The organism is Mesorhizobium sp. CNPSo 4671, from assembly GCF_057784245.1.
This window is the reverse complement of record NZ_JBWLUW010000003.1, coordinates 686,399-702,534: the sequence shown is the minus strand read 5'-3', so window position 1 is coordinate 702,534 and position 16,136 is coordinate 686,399. Positions and strand designations below refer to the sequence as shown.

Here is a 16,136-nt window from a genome sequence, read left to right as displayed (position 1 = left end):
CGTTGTGGGGAGATGCCGGCAGACGACCTTACTGGTCCGTGTTGGCGGTGCCCTTGGTGAGGATGTCGTCGGCCAGTGAAATCGCCGTGCGCCGGTCGGCTTCGCCGGCGGCGGCGAAGGCCTCTTCCTGCATGCCGCGGATCCAGGGCTGGTCGGTCGGCGACGCGCGTTCGAGTGCCGCGGTCATCATCGCCAGGCCACGAACGATCTTGCCGCTCTGGAACAAGAGATGGCCAAGCGTCGCCTGCGCGCCGGCATGGCCCTTCTCGGCGGCGAGTTGGAACCAGCGCCCGGCCTGCTTGACGCTGGCCTTCACGCCGCCCTCGCCCTTCAGGAACATCTGCCCCATCTCGAACTGGGCGTTCGGGTTGCGGTAGTTGGCGGCGGCGCGCATGTAGTATTCCTGCGCCGCCACCTCGTTCTCGGTGACCGGGCTGCCGGGAATGCCCGTGCGCAGATAATCGCCAAGCGCCACCAGCGCGTCGGAGACGTAGCTTTCCTCGGGCGAACCGGGCTCGACATCCTGGTCGACGATCTCTGAGAAGAACTTGAATGCCTCATAGTCGTCGCGCGCCACGCCGTCGCCCTCGGCATACATGCGGGCAAGCTTCCAGGTGGCGCCGATCTGGCCGTTTTCGGCGGCATATTTATAGGCTTCGGCGGCCTGTTCCTTGTGGCCGTTCTTGTAAGCGGAGAAGCCGAACTGGAACACCGCCCAGGGGCTCGACTGCGGCTTCACGCCAGTCTTGTCGTCGAACACCTTGTCGTCGAAGGCCAAAGCCTGGCCCACGGCGCCAAAGATCGCGACAGCGACCAGTGCCGGAAGGACAGATGACCTCAACAACTCTGCTGTTGACTTCAACAACTCAGATATCCGCATAGCAGTGTGTTTCTTTCGCACCGCCCGGATGGGTGACCGCGCCGTCGCGGGCAGACCCGACCGTCTGTGCGTATTTCCAAATCGCGCCCGACTGGTAGTCGGTCGTGCGCGCCTTCCAAGTCTTGGCCCGCGCCGCCAGTTCGGCCTCGGACAGCGCCACGTCGATCGTGCCATTCACCGCATCGATCAAGATCACGTCGCCATCCCGGATGAGACCGATCGGGCCGCCAACCGCCGCTTCCGGCCCGACATGACCGATGCAGAAGCCGCGCGTCGCGCCCGAGAAGCGGCCGTCGGTGATCAGCGCCACCTTGCCGCCCATGCCCTGACCGTAGAGTGCCGCCGTCGTCGACAGCATCTCGCGCATGCCCGGACCGCCGCGCGGTCCTTCGTAGCGAATGACGAGGACCTCACCTTCCCTGTAGTTGCGATGCGTCACCGCCTCGAAACATTCCTCTTCCGAATCGAAGCAGCGCGCCGGGCCGGAGAATTTCAACTCCGCCATGCCCGCGACCTTCACGATCGCGCCTTCGGGGGCAAGGTTTCCCTTCAACCCCACGACACCGCCGGTTTGGGTAATTGGTCTGTTGGCCGGGCGGACCACATCCTGATGCTCATTCCAGGCAACATGCTCCATGTTTTCGGCCAAAGTACGGCCAGTGACCGTCAGGCAATCGCCATGCAGATAGCCATGGTCGAGCAGTGTCTTCATCAAGAGCGGAATGCCGCCGGCCTCGAACATGTCCTTGGCGACATATTTGCCGCCTGGCTTGAGGTCGGCGATGTAGGGCGTCTTCTCGAAGATCTTGGCGACGTCGAAGAGATCGAATTTGATGCCTGCCTCATGCGCGATCGCCGGCAGATGCAGGGCGGCATTGGTCGAGCCGCCGGTGGCGGAAACCACGGTCGCCGCGTTCTCCAGCGCCTTCAGCGTGACGATGTCGCGCGGCCGGATGTTTTTCGCGATGAGCTCCATGATCTTTTCGCCCGAGGCGAAATTGAAACGGTCGCGCATTTCGTAAGGCGCCGGCGCGCCGCAGGAATAGGGCAGCGCCAGACCGATCGCCTCGGCGACGGTGGCCATGGTATTGGCGGTGAACTGAGCGCCGCAGGAACCGGCCGACGGACAGGCGGCTTGCTCTATCTCGAGGAGCTCGGCATCGCCGATCGTGCCTACCGAATGCTGGCCGACCGCCTCGAACACATCCTGCACGGTGATCTGGCGGCCGCGATAGCTGCCGGGCAGGATCGAACCGCCATAGATGAAGATCGACGGCACGTTGAGCCGTACCATGGCCATCATCATACCGGGCAGCGACTTGTCGCAGCCGGCAAGGCCGACCAGTGCATCGTAGCAGTGGCCGCGCATGGTGAGCTCGACCGAATCGGCGATGACCTCACGCGACACCAGCGACGACTTCATGCCCTGGTGGCCCATGGCGATGCCGTCGGTGACGGTGATGGTGCAGAACTCGCGCGGCGTGCCGTTGGCCGCCGCGACCCCCTTCTTGACCACCTGCGCCTGGCGCATCAGCGAGATGTTGCAGGGTGCCGCTTCATTCCAGCAGGAGGCGACGCCGACCAGCGGCTGCGCGATCTCGGCCGCCGACAGGCCCATGGCATAGAGATAGGAACGGTGCGGCGCGCGCGCCGGACCGACAGTCACGTGGCGGCTAGGGAGCTTAGCCTTTGAAATGACCTTGGCGTCCATTCTCATCCTTGCCGCGGGCGGTGCGGCCTGTCCCATCGCCGAGCCTTTTGGCGCGTGTCCCGAGACCATTTCGAGGTGCGCCGGGTTTATGGCGGGAAATGGGCAATTTCCTCAGGCGGATTTGTAGCGCAGGGGTTGTTCAGAAAGTGTTGCCGAAACGTCACAATCGCACGAGGCGATCCCAGTGCGGCTTATATGCAACGCAGCTTGGATACCGGAGCCGGCGGCAACGCCGGCACAAACAAAAAAGGCCGGGCAATGCCCGGCCTTTTTTGTTCAATTTCAGTCGGTTACCATTTAACCTTCACTGAAGTCGATATCGCTGTAACAAGATCATTGCCAAAGTCCGCAGTGTAGTCGGTGCCATAAGTGACACCATCGCTGCCGACGACGGAATGTATCGATCCGCTGGTCATCACGCCCACAGCGCCGCCGAGGCGAAGCTCGATGTTCTGAGTTGGCGTATAGGCCACACCGCCGCTAAGGGTCCAGGTGTCGGTCTGGGCGCTCAGGCCAGTCGTCGTCCCGCGATCCCATGTAATAACCGCCGCGCCGCTCCACTGGTCGTTGAACTTGTGGCCGATACCACCGGAAACCGTCCAGCCGTCCCGATAGAGCAAATCAAGCGAGGTCAGCCTTAAAGGGCTCGTCGTCGTGCAGGAAGCTGTGCCGGTCGGACAGAAAGGAATGCTCTGCAGCTCGCTCCAATTGATCCACTTGATGGATCCAAACGCCAACCAGCCGGGAGCTATGCCTGACTGGAGCTTGAGCTCTACGGAATCCGGAACCTCGGAGGAACCACTAACGTTGGTGACTCTGCCCAGGAACGGATTGGCCGGATTGATAAGGCCGGGAACCTGGGTCAGATCGAGCGTTCCATCCAGATTGTCGAGCTTGACTGCTGAGTTGTAAACCAAGCTTGCGCGAAGCGCGATATCCGGGATTTCGTAAGCAACACCGGCGCGCCAACCCCAACCATCACCTTCAAGATCAAGGCGGCCGATGCCTGTACCCAGGAAGGACGGAATCGGCGCGACCAGCTGCTCCTTGAAGCCCGACACATTTTCATGAAACACGCCGCCGATGAAACGAAACTGACCCTTGCCGAGGTCCATTTTGTACGAGCAGGTCGCTCCAAAAGCTTCGCTCTTCACCTGCGTGTCGACATTGCCCTGTGCACCCGCCCAGTTCGCACCAGGATTGCTCGAGGCACCGATCGGCTGGGTGTAGTCGCCCAAGCAATCGATGGGTCCCATGCCGATCTTGATGCCGGCGTTGGGCACCCAATAGCTTTCCGTATCGCGAGCCGTGCTGGATCTGCCCAGCGCGGTTAAGTTGCCGTCTGACGGGTCCGCGTCCTTTACATTCTTCAGATCCCGCTGCGGCATCACGTAAGTGCCTGAAACCTCACCGGTCACCTGAGCCGGATCGAACAGCAGGTCGATATCGTACCAACCGCGCTCAAGGCCGCCAGCATGAGCCGGAGTGGCGATGGAGCCCATCAAAGCCAGCGAAAAGCACCCCGCCCCCAGCAGTGCTTTCAGACGCATAATGTTCATGGATGTCCTCCCCGAATAACTAGTGCATCAAGCTAGAACCAATTCGGGTTAACGCTGCAACAACGAATTCCTGGGGCGTACATGTACATGCTTGCCAAGCGCATTTTCGACAAAATGCAGACAGGCACCGCAAGGCCGAAAAACGGCCCCAGGCGTGCCTATCCGGTCAGAAAATGAGGAAAACTCGCCCGAAAAGGCTCAAAAACAGCCACTTTTCAGGGTGGTTCGGCCCCATTGTTACATTATGGCAACAATGGGGCTAAAACTTCCGTTTACGTCAACATTAACGCAACGGAATGCCTGCTTTCGAGGCAAAAGGACCGTCATTTTAGAGACAGCTAAAGCCTTCGAATCTATCCTCAGCCGGCGTCGCGAACCCTGGTCAACGCCACCGAAAGCTTGTCCTGCGCGTCGCGGTATTCGGCGAGCTTTTCACGCTCGGCGTCGACGATCTCGGCCGGCGCGCTGGCGACGAACCGTTCGTTGGACAGCTTCTTGTGCAGGCGCGCGATCTCCTCGGTCACCTTGGCCAGTTCCTTCTGCAGCCGGGCGGCCTCCGCGGCGAGGTCGATCAGGTTGCCGAGCGGCAGACAGATGGTTGCCTCGTTGAGGACGATCTGCGCCGAGCCCTTGGGTGCCGTGTCAGCCAACGAGATGTCGCCGACGCGTGCCAGCCGCTTGATCGCCTGTTCCTCGCGAACCAGCCGCTCGCGCGTCAAATCGTTGGCGCCGACCACGACCAGCGGCGCGATCGCCGCCGGCGGCACGTTCATCTCCGAGCGCACCGAGCGGATGCCAGAGACGAGATCGACCAGCCAGTTGATGTCCGCGGCGGCATCCGCGTCCTCGAAGTCCGGCGACGGCCAGGTGGCATGGCAAAGCAGTGACTCGCGCTCCTTGCCCTCACCCGCCGTCTGTGCCCACAGCTCTTCCGTCATGAACGGCATCATCGGGTGCAAGAGCTTGTAGATTTCGTCGAGCACGAAGGCAACGCAGGCGCGGCTTTCGGCCTTGGCCGCCTCGTCCGTGCCCATGAACACCGGCTTCAGCAGCTCCAGGTACCAGTCGCAGAACAGGTTCCAGACGAAGCGGTAGGCAGCACCAGCGGCCTCGTTGAAGCGGTATGAGGTGATGCCGTCCGTGATCTCCCGCGCGGCCCGCGTCAGCTCCGTCAGGATCCAGCGGTTGACCGCCAGCTTGGCGTCATTCAGCCAGAAATCGTCATTGAGCGCGACTTCGTTCATCTCGGCGAAGCGCGTCGCGTTCCACAGCTTGGTGCCGAAATTGCGGTAGCCGGCGATGCGCGCCGGGTCGAGCTTCACATCGCGTCCTTGCGCCGCCATCACCGTCAGCGTGAAGCGCAGCGCGTCGGCGCCGAACTCGTCGATCAGGTCGAGCGGGTCGATGACGTTGCCTTTCGACTTCGACATCTTCTGCCCGTTCTTGTCGCGCACCAGCGCATGCACATAGACGGTGTGGAACGGTTCCTCGTCCATGAAATGCAGGCCCATCATCATCATGCGGGCAACCCAGAAGAAGATGATGTCGAAGCCGGTCACCAGCACGTCGGTCTGGTAGTAGGTCTTCAGCTCCGGCGTCTGGTCCGGCCAGCCCAGGGTCGAGAACGGCCACAGCGCCGAGGAGAACCAGGTGTCGAGCACATCCTCGTCACGGGTCAGGATCTCGCCCGGCTTGAAATTCTCAAGCTTGTCCTCGACCCAGGCCTTCCACGGCCCTTCGAGTGCCAGATAATACTCGATCGCGGCACCCAGCGCCTCTTCCTCGGTCTTCTCGACGAAGACGCGCCCATCCGGTCCGTACCAGGCCGGAATCTGATGGCCCCACCACAGCTGGCGCGAGATGCACCAGGGCTGGATGTTCTCCATCCAGTCGAAATAGGTTTTCTCCCAGTTCTTCGGCACGAAGTTGGTGCGGCCTTCGCGCACCGAGGCGATCGCCGGCTTGGCGAGTTCGGCCGCATTGGCATACCACTGCTCGGTCAGGAACGGCTCGATCGGCACGCCGCCGCGGTCGCCATGCGGCACGGCGTGGCGATGCGGCTCGATCTTCTCGAGGAAGCCGCCGGCTTCCATCAGCTCGACGATCTTCTTGCGCGCGACAAAACGGTCGAGGCCGTTGAGGTCGTCCCAGACAGCCTGGCGTTCCGGCGTCACATCGAGGCCGGCGAGGAAATCCTCATTGTCCTTCAACTTGATGGCGGCTTCGACGGTCAGGATGTTGATCGCCGGCAGCTTGTGGCGCTTGCCGACTTCAAAATCGTTGAAATCATGCGCCGGCGTGATCTTGACCGCGCCCGAGCCCTTTTCGGGGTCGGAATACTCGTCCGCCACCACCGGTATCTTGCGGCCGACGATCGGCAGCACCACGTTCCTGCCGACCAGGTGCCGGTACCGCTCGTCGTCCGGATGCACCGCCACCGCCGTGTCGCCCAGCATGGTTTCGGGGCGTGTGGTCGCGACCGTGATGAAGGTTTTCGGATTTTCCGGATCGAAGGTCTCGCCTTCCACGGGATAGCGGAAGTGCCAGAGATTACCGTTGACCTCCTGCTGCTCAACCTCGAGATCGGAGATCGCGGTCAGCAGTTTCGGGTCCCAGTTCACAAGGCGGTTGTCCTTGTAGATCAGCCCTTCCTTGTAGAGGGTGACGAAGACTTCGATAACGGCCTTGGACAGACCCTCATCCATGGTGAAGCGCTCACGCGACCAGTCAGCAGACGCGCCGAGGCGCTTCAGCTGGTTGAAGATGGCGCCGCCGGATTCGGCCTTCCACTCCCAAACCTTCTCGATGAACTGCTCGCGCGTCAGATCGCGGCGGTGGATCTGCTTTTCCATCAGCTGGCGCTCGACCACCATCTGCGTGGCGATGCCGGCATGGTCCATGCCCGGCTGCCACAGCACGTTCTTGCCGCGCATGCGCTCGAAGCGCACCAGAATGTCCTGCAGCGTGTTGTTGAGCGCGTGGCCCATATGCAGCGAGCCGGTGACGTTGGGCGGCGGGATGACGATGGTGAAGGCCTCGGCCCCCTCCTCGGCGCCTGCGCCGGCGCGAAACGCGTCGGCCTCTTCCCACACTTTGGCGATCTTCGGCTCGACGGTCTTGGCGTCGTAGGTCTTTTCAAGCATGGGAAAATGGTCCGCGCTGTCGGGATTTTTGCTGGTTCGGTGTAAATCGGAAGGTCTTGGCCAAGTCAACCGCAAGGGCCGCCTCGCTTCATGAGAAGCAAATAGGCGTGACCCTGCTTATTTCAACGGAATGCCGTGTCCGCACTCGGCGCAAAACTTCGCCCTCGGGTGTCAGGTGGACGCCGTAAACGAAAAACGCCGCCTTCCACGGCGGCGTTTTCATCCATGGCCGATATGTGAACCCTACTGCGCGCCGCGCGCGACGCGCTCGATCTCCTCGCGCACCAGCCTTTCGACCAGCGTCGGCAGATTGTTGTCCAGCCAGTCCTGCAGCATCGGCCGCAGCATCTCCTCGGCCATCTCGTCGAATGTCTTCTTGCTGCGGCTGGCGAAGGCATCCGACAGCTCGCCGAAGGCCGCTGCCACTTGGCGGCCCGTATGTTCGGACAGGATCGCCGGGCGCGCCGTGGGCGCTTCATTTGCCGCCGCACGTGCCTGAGCGGCGGCTGCCGACGCGTCGCTTGAAGAAGGCCGCTCGAACGCAGTCTCCACCGCCGGCTCCGCCATCGGTTCGCTCGTTGGCGCCTCGGGCTGGGGCGCCTCGGGCTGGGCGACCGGCCTGCGGACGCTCCTGTCCGGTATCGCTTTCGCCTGCTCTCCGACCGCCGCGATCTCGCGCCGCCAATCGGCAACGATGGTATCGCTTGTCGCGCTGGCCTGCGCCGCCTCAGCCTGTGGGACCCCAGCCTTCGGGACCATTGGCGCGTCGGTCCTGACGACAGGCACCGGTTCGGCGGCGATCCTGGCGCTGACCTCGGCAAGCGTCATCGACGGCTTGACCGGCACGGGATCGGCACGCGTCTGCGCTTCCATGCGCGCGATCACCGGCTCGGGCGAAGGCGCCTGGACTTCCGCGAGCGCGACCGGCTTTCTGACTTCGGGGGCGGCATGCAGCTCGGCACGAAACGCATCGACGTCTGCTGCCGGCGCCTCGCTCGGCGATGGCTCCAGATCCTGCCGCAACTCTTCGGCCTCGCCCGGCTGCTTGCGACCGTTGTCGCTGTCCTCGATGATCCTCCTGATGGAAGCCAGTATCTCTTCCATGGAAGGTTCGCGCTGTGCGCTGCTTGCCGTGGCCATCGTCACATCCGCCGCCCTTGTGACCCCTGTGGGTTTCCGCTCCGGCACAAGCCGGATTCGAATCATGGCGACAGCGTAACCGACGGATCGCCGCACGAGAATCCCCAATCTGGGGACATGTGGGATTTCAACAGATTAGAGCAATTCCAGGAAAAGTGTGAAACGGCTTTCCCGGGAAAAGCGCACAGCGCTTTCCCTTGGGAATTGCGTCAATACAAAGAGATTAGAGCAGGAAATCGAAGCAGGACCATTTCTCAACGAAGGTCCCGCTCCACAAGTCGCTGTCGGCGCCTAGCGGCCGTCCGGCGTGCGCACGCCGATCCACTTGTCCTTGACGGCGTTATAGTGCTCTTCGGGCTTGTATGTGGTCACCGCCAGGCCCAGCCGGTCGACCGACAGGCGACCCACCGCCGACAGGATGGCATAGCTCGCCACGACCACATCGTGTTCGGAATTGGCCTGGTTGATCTTGGCTGTGATGACGGTCGCCTGCGCGTTGAGCACGTCGAGCGTGGTGCGCTGGCCGACATTGCGCTCTTCGATAACGCCGTTCAGTGCCAGTTGCGCGGCGTCGATCACCTGCTTGTTGGCCGAAACGCTCTGCTGCGCGGCGGTGTATTGCGACCATGCGGTGGCAACGGCCTGGCGCACCTGGTCACGGCTGACATCGACCTGGATGCGGGCCTCACCCAACGATTCCTTGCTCTGCCGCACGAGCGCCGAGGTCCGGCCGCCGGAATAGATCGGAACGGTCAGCGTGGCGCCGATATTGGCCGAGGTCGAATTGCCGTTGGAACCCGTCGAGTCGGGGATGGCATTGCGGTAGTTTTCCGAAATGCCGGCCGACGCCGACAGCTGCGGCAACAGCGCGCCCTCAGACGATTTCACTGAAAACGCGGCAGCGTCGACGAGATGCTGGGTGGAGAGAATGGCCGGATGTTCGGCCGAACCAATCGCAATCGCCGATTCGAGGCTCGACGGCAACAGCTTCGCCAGCGGCGCAGCCGGCTTGAGCTTGCCCGGCTCGTCGCCGACGACCTGGTGATAGGTTGCAGCGCTCGCCAATGCCTGCGCGCGGGCGGCGCTGAGAGAAGCCACAGCCGAGGCGCGCGACGCATCGGCCTGCGCGACGTCGGTGCGCGTGCCCTCGCCAACCTCGAAACGCGAGCGCGCGGCGCGCGCCTGCTCGGTCAGGAACTGCAGGTTCTGTTCGGTCAGCACGGCGATCTGCCGGTCGCGGATCACGTCCATATAGGCGCTCGCCGCATTGAACAGCGTGTTCTCTTCAGTGTTACGCAGGCTCTCCACCGACGCCTTCACCTGGGCTTCCGCGGCCGCCACATTGTTCCTGGTCTGAAAACCATCGAACAGGCTCTGGTTGATGACGATGCCGTAACTGCCACTCGTCAGCTTCGAGTTACCGCCGCCATTTGCTTGCCGCGTGTTTGTGTAGTCGATGTTGGCCGATCCCGTGATGGTCGGGCGCCAGCCAGACTTGGCAATGGCCACGCCTTCGTCGGTGACGCGCACACCGGCGCGGGACGAATTGAGCGTGGAATTGTACTGATAGGCCTTGGCGAGCGCGCCGGTGATGGTCTCCGCCGAGGCGGTCAGGGGCGACAGCGCGGTCGCGGAAACGAGGATGGCGGCAAAAAGGGTCTTGGATACAGACGGCACGGGTATATCCCTCATTCGTTTTCCATGGGAACCGCGCCGCGCCGGCTTCTCGCTAAAGGAGCCGGAGTGGCGTGTTGTTATGTTCCCTGTCGCTCGGTCCCAAAGTGCCCCCAGTCTGAGATCAGCAACGATTGTTCAAGTCCAAGCGACCATGACAAAGCCTTTGCTGCAAGGCCAAATCATTCAGAATTCAAAGGCATGCTCACGTTCGAAGCCGGGTAGTGGCTTAATTGCCGCATTAAATGCCCGTCTCCCGGTTACAACCCCCCCAGCCTTAAAAAAAAGTCGCGCCACGCCGGAATTGCCCTGCCCTTCGACCGCCACGAGTCGACCGCCTTCGGCGAGCTGATCGAGCAGCGGCGCCGGCACGTTCTCGACACTGCCGCCGACGAAGATGACGTCATAGGGGGCCTTGGCCGCATGACCTTGCGCCAGTGCGCCCTGGACCACGGTCACATTGCCGCAGCCAAGGCCGGAAAGGGTCGACGCCGCGGTTTGCGCAAGGGCCGAATCGCTTTCGAGCGCCACGACCGATCTCGCCAGCCGCGACAATATGGCCGAGGCATAGCCGCTGCCGCAGCCGACATCGAGTGCTGAATCGGTTGGGCTGATCTCAGCCAGCTGCATCAGCTTGGCCAATGGCGATGCTTCCATGAGATAACGCGCGCCATGGGTGCCGTCGGCAATGCGTACGTCTGCGTCGATATAGGCAAGATCGCGCTGGCGGTCGCTGACGAAAACCTCGCGCGGTACGGAAAGCAAGGCTTCCAGCAGCGGGGCGCTGGTCACATCGGTGGTGCGAACCTGACCATCGACCATCTTGACGCGAAGCTCGGAAAAATCAGCGCTCATGTCCCAACCAATCTGCCTGCCGCGCCAGAACCGCGGCTCATTTCGACTGGAACTTCAGGCTCCGGCGCTTGCGCGCGGGAGCCCGGGGCATTGGAGGCCTCGCCCGGAATCGAACCGGGGTGCAAGGATTTGCAGTCCTCTGCGTAACCACTCCGCCACGAGGCCTCGTTGCTCCCGGCGTTCCACCCGGTTCCAATAGGTTGCGGCGAAAATGGCGTCAAGCGGCCACCACGCATTCCACGCGGTTTCCTCTGCAAGAATCCAACCCTCCACATCGAGCGTCGCAGCCATATTGGCCACAACACATATTAGCAGAGCGTTAAGTATAGCAGGACACCATAAGAAACTCCACGCCCCGGCAACCGCTGAGAAACGTGGAGGAGTGCGCCATGCGGCCGGCAGGCACGAGCAATGGAACGAACGCGTGGGACGGCTTGTCGCGATCGGGATGCGAGGCGCTGCTGCGCCATGCCATCGACTGTCTGGCGATAGACGGCACCGCCAGGCTTTCGCCGCGCGACCGTGCGCGCCTTGCCTCGGCTGCCGCCGTTCTCAAGGAAATCCGCGAGGATCTGGAGAGAAGTGCGGGCCGAAAAGCGGATACGCAAAAATCCTAAACCCGAACAACGGCATAACGGAACGGAAGGACGGCTCGGTCAGCGATCCGGCTTGGCGCCTGTCACTCAATTTGGTCGCCGCCGCCGCTCCCACCAAACAACGAAGCGGCGCCGGTGGCGCCGCACCATGGCGAATTCATAGGAAAGCACCAGCAATCCGATCGGAACCATCCAGAAGCCGAGAATCGGCAGAAAGCCGAGAATGCCGCCGATGGTCAAAAGAATGCCGATCGTGATTCTGAGGCCGCGCGATTGCGGCATGGCGAATTCGCGCCCGAAAATCGAGATCCTTCGTGCCGGTATCCGGTTTTCGTCTGCTGCGGTCATCGCCAATGGCTGCCTGTATAGTCGCTTGTCTCGTGGCTCGAAAATGCCTGTTTATGAAAGCCGCAACCACCCTTTCGGTTCCGCGCCCGTCGCCAAGACGGCTAATATGATGACGGAGGCGACCGATTGCGAGAAACGCCTGAGCGAAAAAGTCTCGGAAAAAAGCGAAATGCTTCTTTGCAAAGCCGAAAGGTGTTTGCTATAGGCTGCGCCACTTGCTCAAAGAGCCTCCGTTCCCCGGTAGCTCAGTGGTAGAGCAACCGGCTGTTAACCGGTTGGTCGCTGGTTCGAATCCGGCCCGGGGAGCCAATATTTCCAAACGCTTCGCAACATGATGGGCCTGCGGCCCGTTTGCCCGAACGGCCAACCGCTTCTGGCAGCCTGCAGGTCGTATTGGAACCATTTCTCGGTGGCGCCCTTCCGGCGCGTTCAGGATTTGGGCGCACGTGCGATACCATCCGGTGGAGCGCCCTTACGCGATACCGACAATGCTTTGCGCATGATCATGGAGTTGTTGGGCGGCTCGCCGGTATTCGATCGCGTCACCGCTGCAAACAACCAGGAACTGCGCCGCGAACTCGTGCATATTTGCAGCCGGGATGGCGAGCATGGCCTTCACGATCTCCGACATGTCTTGATAAACGCGTTTCAGATCGCGGTCGGAAATGTTCAGGGAGATCGAATTCATCAGTGCCTCCCAGCGCCGAAAACCCGCCAGAACGGGACTTTCGTTGGAGTTTGCGGCAAGAATCTTTTCCGCTGCAGCGGCTCCCATCGGCGCAAAGGAGACCGTCGTGCCCACCACCGTACGTCTGGTCATTGCATCAAACATCATGTCCGAGTTCCTACGACTGAGGGCAATTCTGTAGGACTGGCGATCCGGTAGCGCATTGTCTTGCGTCAAATTTCGGCAACGTCGAAAGCCGGCATTGCCTCCGGACTATGACGGATAAGCCGACCGAACTCGGTCGCTCGCTGGTCGAAAACCATCGAACGCTCGCCGCCTGGCCGCGCGATCGCCGCCATGAAGGTGATCCGAACTTGCTCGAAGCGGAGCAGGTGGAGCATGAAGCAGGACTTCGGCCGGTGGATCGATGGAGCCATTCATCGCAATGTCGCGCGCCGCTGCCGCTTGCGCGCGAATGTCCGCCGCGCGATAGATGCGGCGGTTCAGGGAGGACTCATGCGCAAAATCCTGGTATCGGCGCTGCTGGCCGCGGCTGCACTTTATGCAAACTGCGCCCTGGCACTCGACAGCGGCAGCACGCCTGTCGTCGTGACGCCGCTGGCATCGCGCACGACCACCGCCTCCGGCCAGCCGATCACGCTGCCGCAGAAGAACGTGCAGGTGCTGGTGTCGACCTACGACATCGCGGTGGGCGCGACCTTGCCGGTGCACCGGCACCCCTTCCCGCGCTACGCCTATGTCGAGGCCGGAACGCTGAAGGTCACCAATGTCGAGACCGGCAACAGCAACATCTACAAGACAGGCGATTTCATCATCGAAATGATCGGGCAGTGGCATCAGGCCACCAATATCGGCGATGGCCCGGTCAAGCTCCTGGTCATTGATCAGGTCGAAGAGGGCGCCAAAAATACGGAATTACGGCAGTAGCCAATTGGGCGACGCTCGCGCCCAGGAGGCGGGAGGCCGTGTGCCGCCCCCGCCTTCCCGTTCATTCGCGAACGACTACCCTGCCCCAAGCGCTCAACCCCAGGCGCCGACCATCTGTCGTGTCGTCGCGTTCAGCCGGTTGAAGGCGTTGATCAGGGCGATCTGGACGACGAGAGCGGCAAGCGCCTTTTCGTCATAGTGCCGAGCGGCTTCGTCCCAGACATCGTCCGGCACGGCATCGGGGCGGTCGGCGAGCCTCGTGCCGGCCTCAGCCAGCGCCAGGGCTGCCCGTTCGGCTTCGGTGAAGTATGGCGTCTCGCGCCATGCGGCGAGAGCAAAGATGCGCTCGTCCTTCTCGCCGGCCTTCTTCAGTTCGCGCGCATGCATGTCGACGCAGAGGCTGCAGGCATTGATCTGGCTGGCGCGCAGATGGATGAGCTTGCGCGTCACATAAGGCACGTCGGCCGCCTCCGTCGACTTGTCCAGCGCCAGCAGCGCCTGCAGGGCGCCAGGGATGAGCATCACCGGATTCTTGATTCTCGCTTGCATGGTCTTTTCTCCTTTTGAGGCGTGTTTAGCCGAGCCCGGATGCAGCGCATCCAGGTTTGGTTCGACGAAATTTTCGGCTGCCGCCGCGATATTAACGGCCAATCAATAACCCAACAGCTATGGGTTGATTCATAACTATATGGTTATAAGATTGTCAAGCCGGGAAATGTCGTCTGGTCCAAATGGCGGTGCTCCGTTCACGCTTTCGCGCCAGCCGCCCCGGTGCTAGGGCTTTGAGTAATATCATGGACTGGATGAACCCTTGACCACACAAACCCGCCCGCCGCTGATCGAAATCTGTGTCGAAGGCATCGATGGCCTGCTCGCCGCGCAGGCGGCCGGCGCCGACCGGGTCGAGCTCTGCGCCAGCCTTGTCGAAGGCGGCATCACGCCGAGCCTCGGCACGGTGCGCGCAGCGCTGGACCAGGCGACCGTGCCGTTTCACGTCATGGTGCGGCCGCGCGGCGGTGATTTTCTCTACAGCGAGACCGAATACCGCTCGATGCTCGCCGACGTCGCGGCGCTGCGCGATATCGGCGTGCCCGGCGTGGTGTTCGGCTGCCTGAACGCCGACGGCACCATCGACGAAAAGCGCATGGGGGAACTGACGCAGGCCGCCGGATCCCTGAATGTCACCTGCCACCGCGCCTTCGACATGACGCGCGATCCGGCCGAGGCGCTGGAAGTGCTGATCCGCTGCAAGGTCGGCCGCGTGCTGACCAGCGGCCAGCGCGACACCGCGGTCGAAGGCCTGCCGTTACTGGCGGATCTGGTAAAGCAGGCTGGCGACCGCATCATCATCCTCGGTTGCGGCGGGCTCGATCTCGCCAACATCGCTCAGGTGCGCCAAAAGACCGGGCTGGCCGAAATGCATTTCGCGGCGCTGAAGGACGTGCCGAGCGCCATGCGCTACCGCAATCCCAAGGTGGGCATGGGCGGTTCCGATCTCGACCGCGAGTACCGCAACACTTTGACCGACACACCGCTGGTGGCGGCAACGATCACGGCAGCCAAGGCATGACCTCTCCGATAGACCGCATAGTGCAGAGCGACGAAGCGGACATACTGGCGCTCAACAACGAGCATGCAGCGGAACTGTCCTGGCTCGAAGCCGACCGGCTGTCTTTCTTGCTTGGCGAAGCATTCTACGCGCGCCGCATCGGCGATCTCGAAGCCTTCATCATGACCTTCGACCAGGAGGCCAACTACGACAGCCCGAATTTCCTCTGGTTTTGCGAACGCTACGAACGCTTTATCTATGTCGACCGCGTTGTCGTGGCGGCTCACGCAAGGGGTCGTGGCCATGCGCGCCGGCTCTATCAGGACCTGTTCGAGCATGCCGAACGCGCCGGCCACACGCTGGTCACCTGCGAGGTCAACGCCGATCCGCCCAACCCCGCCTCGGATGCCTTCCACGCCGCACTGGGCTTCACTGAGGTCGGCGACGCGGTGATCCACGGCGGCAAGAAAGCGGTGCGTTATTACGTCAAGCAGATCGTCGGTTGATTGCTGGTCACATAAAGAAGACACCTCTAATATAAGCGTTCCACCAAATGGAGGAACCGCGATGCCAAGCAACGTCTTCCGTTTCGACGAAAGCTGGGACATTCCCGAGGGCACGCCTCGACAAGTGTGGGATGTGCTCTCCGATGCCGAATTGCTGCCGCTGTGGTGGGGTGATGTCTACAAGGAAGTGGTGCCGATCAACGGCAAGGGCAAGCGATCGGTCGGCTCACGGGCAAGGGCACGGGCGCGCGGCGCCCTGCCCTATGAACTGAACTTCATCATCGAGGCCGCCGAACTCGAGCCTGGCCGGCTGGTCGTGGTGAAAACCTTTGGCGACTTCGACGGGCTGTGGCGGGCCGAACTGTCGCCGTCGGGCACCGGCACCCGCGTCCAACTGACATGGCAGGTCACGGTCGAGCGGCCGATCCTCAAATTCCTCGCACCGCTGCTGCGGCCGGCCTTCGCCTGGAACCATCGCTGGACAACGCCGCGCGGCGAAGCCGGCCTACGTCGTTATCTCAGGCTCGCAACAACAGTGTCTCGGCGCGATGAGGCATGAA

16 protein-coding genes and 2 tRNA genes are annotated in these 16,136 nt (G+C 62.2%); 6 read left to right on the top strand and 12 right to left on the bottom strand.

Annotated elements, in window-relative coordinates:
• Positions 1–28: 28 nt before the first annotated feature.
• From AC04SF_RS11570 to AC04SF_RS11535, 8 genes are all read right to left on the bottom strand, one after another.
• Positions 29–880: a tetratricopeptide repeat protein gene (locus AC04SF_RS11570; RefSeq protein ID WP_488477886.1), complete on the bottom strand. Its 852-nt coding sequence runs from the start codon at positions 878–880 to the stop codon at positions 29–31.
• Positions 867–2,591: a dihydroxy-acid dehydratase gene (gene ilvD, locus AC04SF_RS11565; RefSeq protein ID WP_488477885.1), complete on the bottom strand. Its 1,725-nt coding sequence runs from the start codon at positions 2,589–2,591 to the stop codon at positions 867–869. The genes AC04SF_RS11570 and ilvD overlap by 14 nt, the downstream gene beginning before the upstream one ends.
• A gap of 290 nt (positions 2,592–2,881) precedes the next feature.
• On the bottom strand, positions 2,882–4,150 hold the full coding sequence (locus AC04SF_RS11560) for an OmpP1/FadL family transporter (RefSeq protein WP_488477884.1): 1,269 nt from the start codon (positions 4,148–4,150) through the stop codon (positions 2,882–2,884).
• 359 nt (positions 4,151–4,509) lie between these two features.
• On the bottom strand, positions 4,510–7,293 hold the full coding sequence (locus tag AC04SF_RS11555; RefSeq protein WP_488477883.1) for a valine--tRNA ligase: 2,784 nt from the start codon (positions 7,291–7,293) through the stop codon (positions 4,510–4,512).
• A gap of 243 nt (positions 7,294–7,536) precedes the next feature.
• A complete protein-coding gene (locus AC04SF_RS11550) occupies positions 7,537–8,433 on the bottom strand; it encodes a PopZ family protein (RefSeq protein ID WP_488477882.1) in 897 nt (298 codons plus the stop codon).
• Between the two features lie 291 nt (positions 8,434–8,724).
• Positions 8,725–10,110 carry a TolC family outer membrane protein gene (locus AC04SF_RS11545; protein ID WP_488477881.1) on the bottom strand — a complete coding sequence of 462 codons (1,386 nt, stop codon included), beginning with the start codon at positions 10,108–10,110 and terminating at the stop codon, positions 8,725–8,727.
• Positions 10,111–10,293: 183 nt separating this feature from the next.
• Positions 10,294–10,962 (bottom strand): protein-L-isoaspartate O-methyltransferase family protein, encoded by a 669-nt coding sequence (locus AC04SF_RS11540; protein WP_488477880.1) that lies wholly within the window; start codon positions 10,960–10,962, stop codon positions 10,294–10,296.
• 91 nt (positions 10,963–11,053) lie between these two features.
• Positions 11,054–11,127, bottom strand: a tRNA-Cys gene (locus AC04SF_RS11535).
• A gap of 224 nt (positions 11,128–11,351) precedes the next feature.
• Here AC04SF_RS11535 and AC04SF_RS11530 point away from each other — a divergent pair.
• Positions 11,352–11,579, top strand: coding sequence for a hypothetical protein (locus AC04SF_RS11530; protein ID WP_488477879.1), 228 nt, complete (start codon positions 11,352–11,354; stop codon positions 11,577–11,579).
• 66 nt (positions 11,580–11,645) lie between these two features.
• On the opposite strand, the gene AC04SF_RS11525 is transcribed toward AC04SF_RS11530, so the two are convergent.
• Positions 11,646–11,906: a hypothetical protein gene (locus AC04SF_RS11525; protein ID WP_488477878.1), complete on the bottom strand. Its 261-nt coding sequence runs from the start codon at positions 11,904–11,906 to the stop codon at positions 11,646–11,648.
• A gap of 234 nt (positions 11,907–12,140) precedes the next feature.
• Between AC04SF_RS11525 and AC04SF_RS11520 the strand changes: the two genes are divergently transcribed.
• A tRNA-Asn gene (locus tag AC04SF_RS11520) sits at positions 12,141–12,215 on the top strand.
• Between the two features lie 163 nt (positions 12,216–12,378).
• Here AC04SF_RS11520 and AC04SF_RS11515 read toward each other — a convergent pair.
• Positions 12,379–12,741, bottom strand: a complete 363-nt coding sequence (locus AC04SF_RS11515; protein ID WP_488477877.1) for a hypothetical protein — start codon at positions 12,739–12,741, stop codon at positions 12,379–12,381.
• A gap of 65 nt (positions 12,742–12,806) precedes the next feature.
• Positions 12,807–12,974 (bottom strand): hypothetical protein, encoded by a 168-nt coding sequence (locus AC04SF_RS11510; RefSeq protein ID WP_202350095.1) that lies wholly within the window; start codon positions 12,972–12,974, stop codon positions 12,807–12,809.
• Positions 12,975–13,089: 115 nt separating this feature from the next.
• Between AC04SF_RS11510 and AC04SF_RS11505 the strand changes: the two genes are divergently transcribed.
• Positions 13,090–13,521, top strand: coding sequence for a cupin domain-containing protein (locus AC04SF_RS11505; RefSeq protein ID WP_488477989.1), 432 nt, complete (start codon positions 13,090–13,092; stop codon positions 13,519–13,521).
• 93 nt (positions 13,522–13,614) lie between these two features.
• Here the strand turns inward: AC04SF_RS11505 and AC04SF_RS11500 are convergent, their stop codons facing one another.
• Positions 13,615–14,070, bottom strand: a complete 456-nt coding sequence (locus AC04SF_RS11500) for a carboxymuconolactone decarboxylase family protein (protein WP_488477876.1) — start codon at positions 14,068–14,070, stop codon at positions 13,615–13,617.
• Between the two features lie 262 nt (positions 14,071–14,332).
• Between AC04SF_RS11500 and AC04SF_RS11495 the strand changes: the two genes are divergently transcribed.
• The 3 genes from AC04SF_RS11495 (at position 14,333) to AC04SF_RS11485 (ending at position 16,135) form a co-directional block, all read left to right on the top strand.
• Positions 14,333–15,091 carry a copper homeostasis protein CutC gene (locus AC04SF_RS11495; protein WP_488477875.1) on the top strand — a complete coding sequence of 253 codons (759 nt, stop codon included), beginning with the start codon at positions 14,333–14,335 and terminating at the stop codon, positions 15,089–15,091.
• The gene (locus tag AC04SF_RS11490; RefSeq protein WP_488477874.1) at positions 15,088–15,576 is read left to right on the top strand and encodes a GNAT family N-acetyltransferase; all 489 of its coding nucleotides are present in this window, start codon (positions 15,088–15,090) and stop codon (positions 15,574–15,576) included. The genes AC04SF_RS11495 and AC04SF_RS11490 overlap by 4 nt, the downstream gene beginning before the upstream one ends.
• Before the next feature lie 61 nt (positions 15,577–15,637).
• Positions 15,638–16,135, top strand: coding sequence for an SRPBCC family protein (locus tag AC04SF_RS11485; protein ID WP_488477873.1), 498 nt, complete (start codon positions 15,638–15,640; stop codon positions 16,133–16,135).
• The last annotated feature ends 1 nt before the right edge of the window (position 16,136 follow it).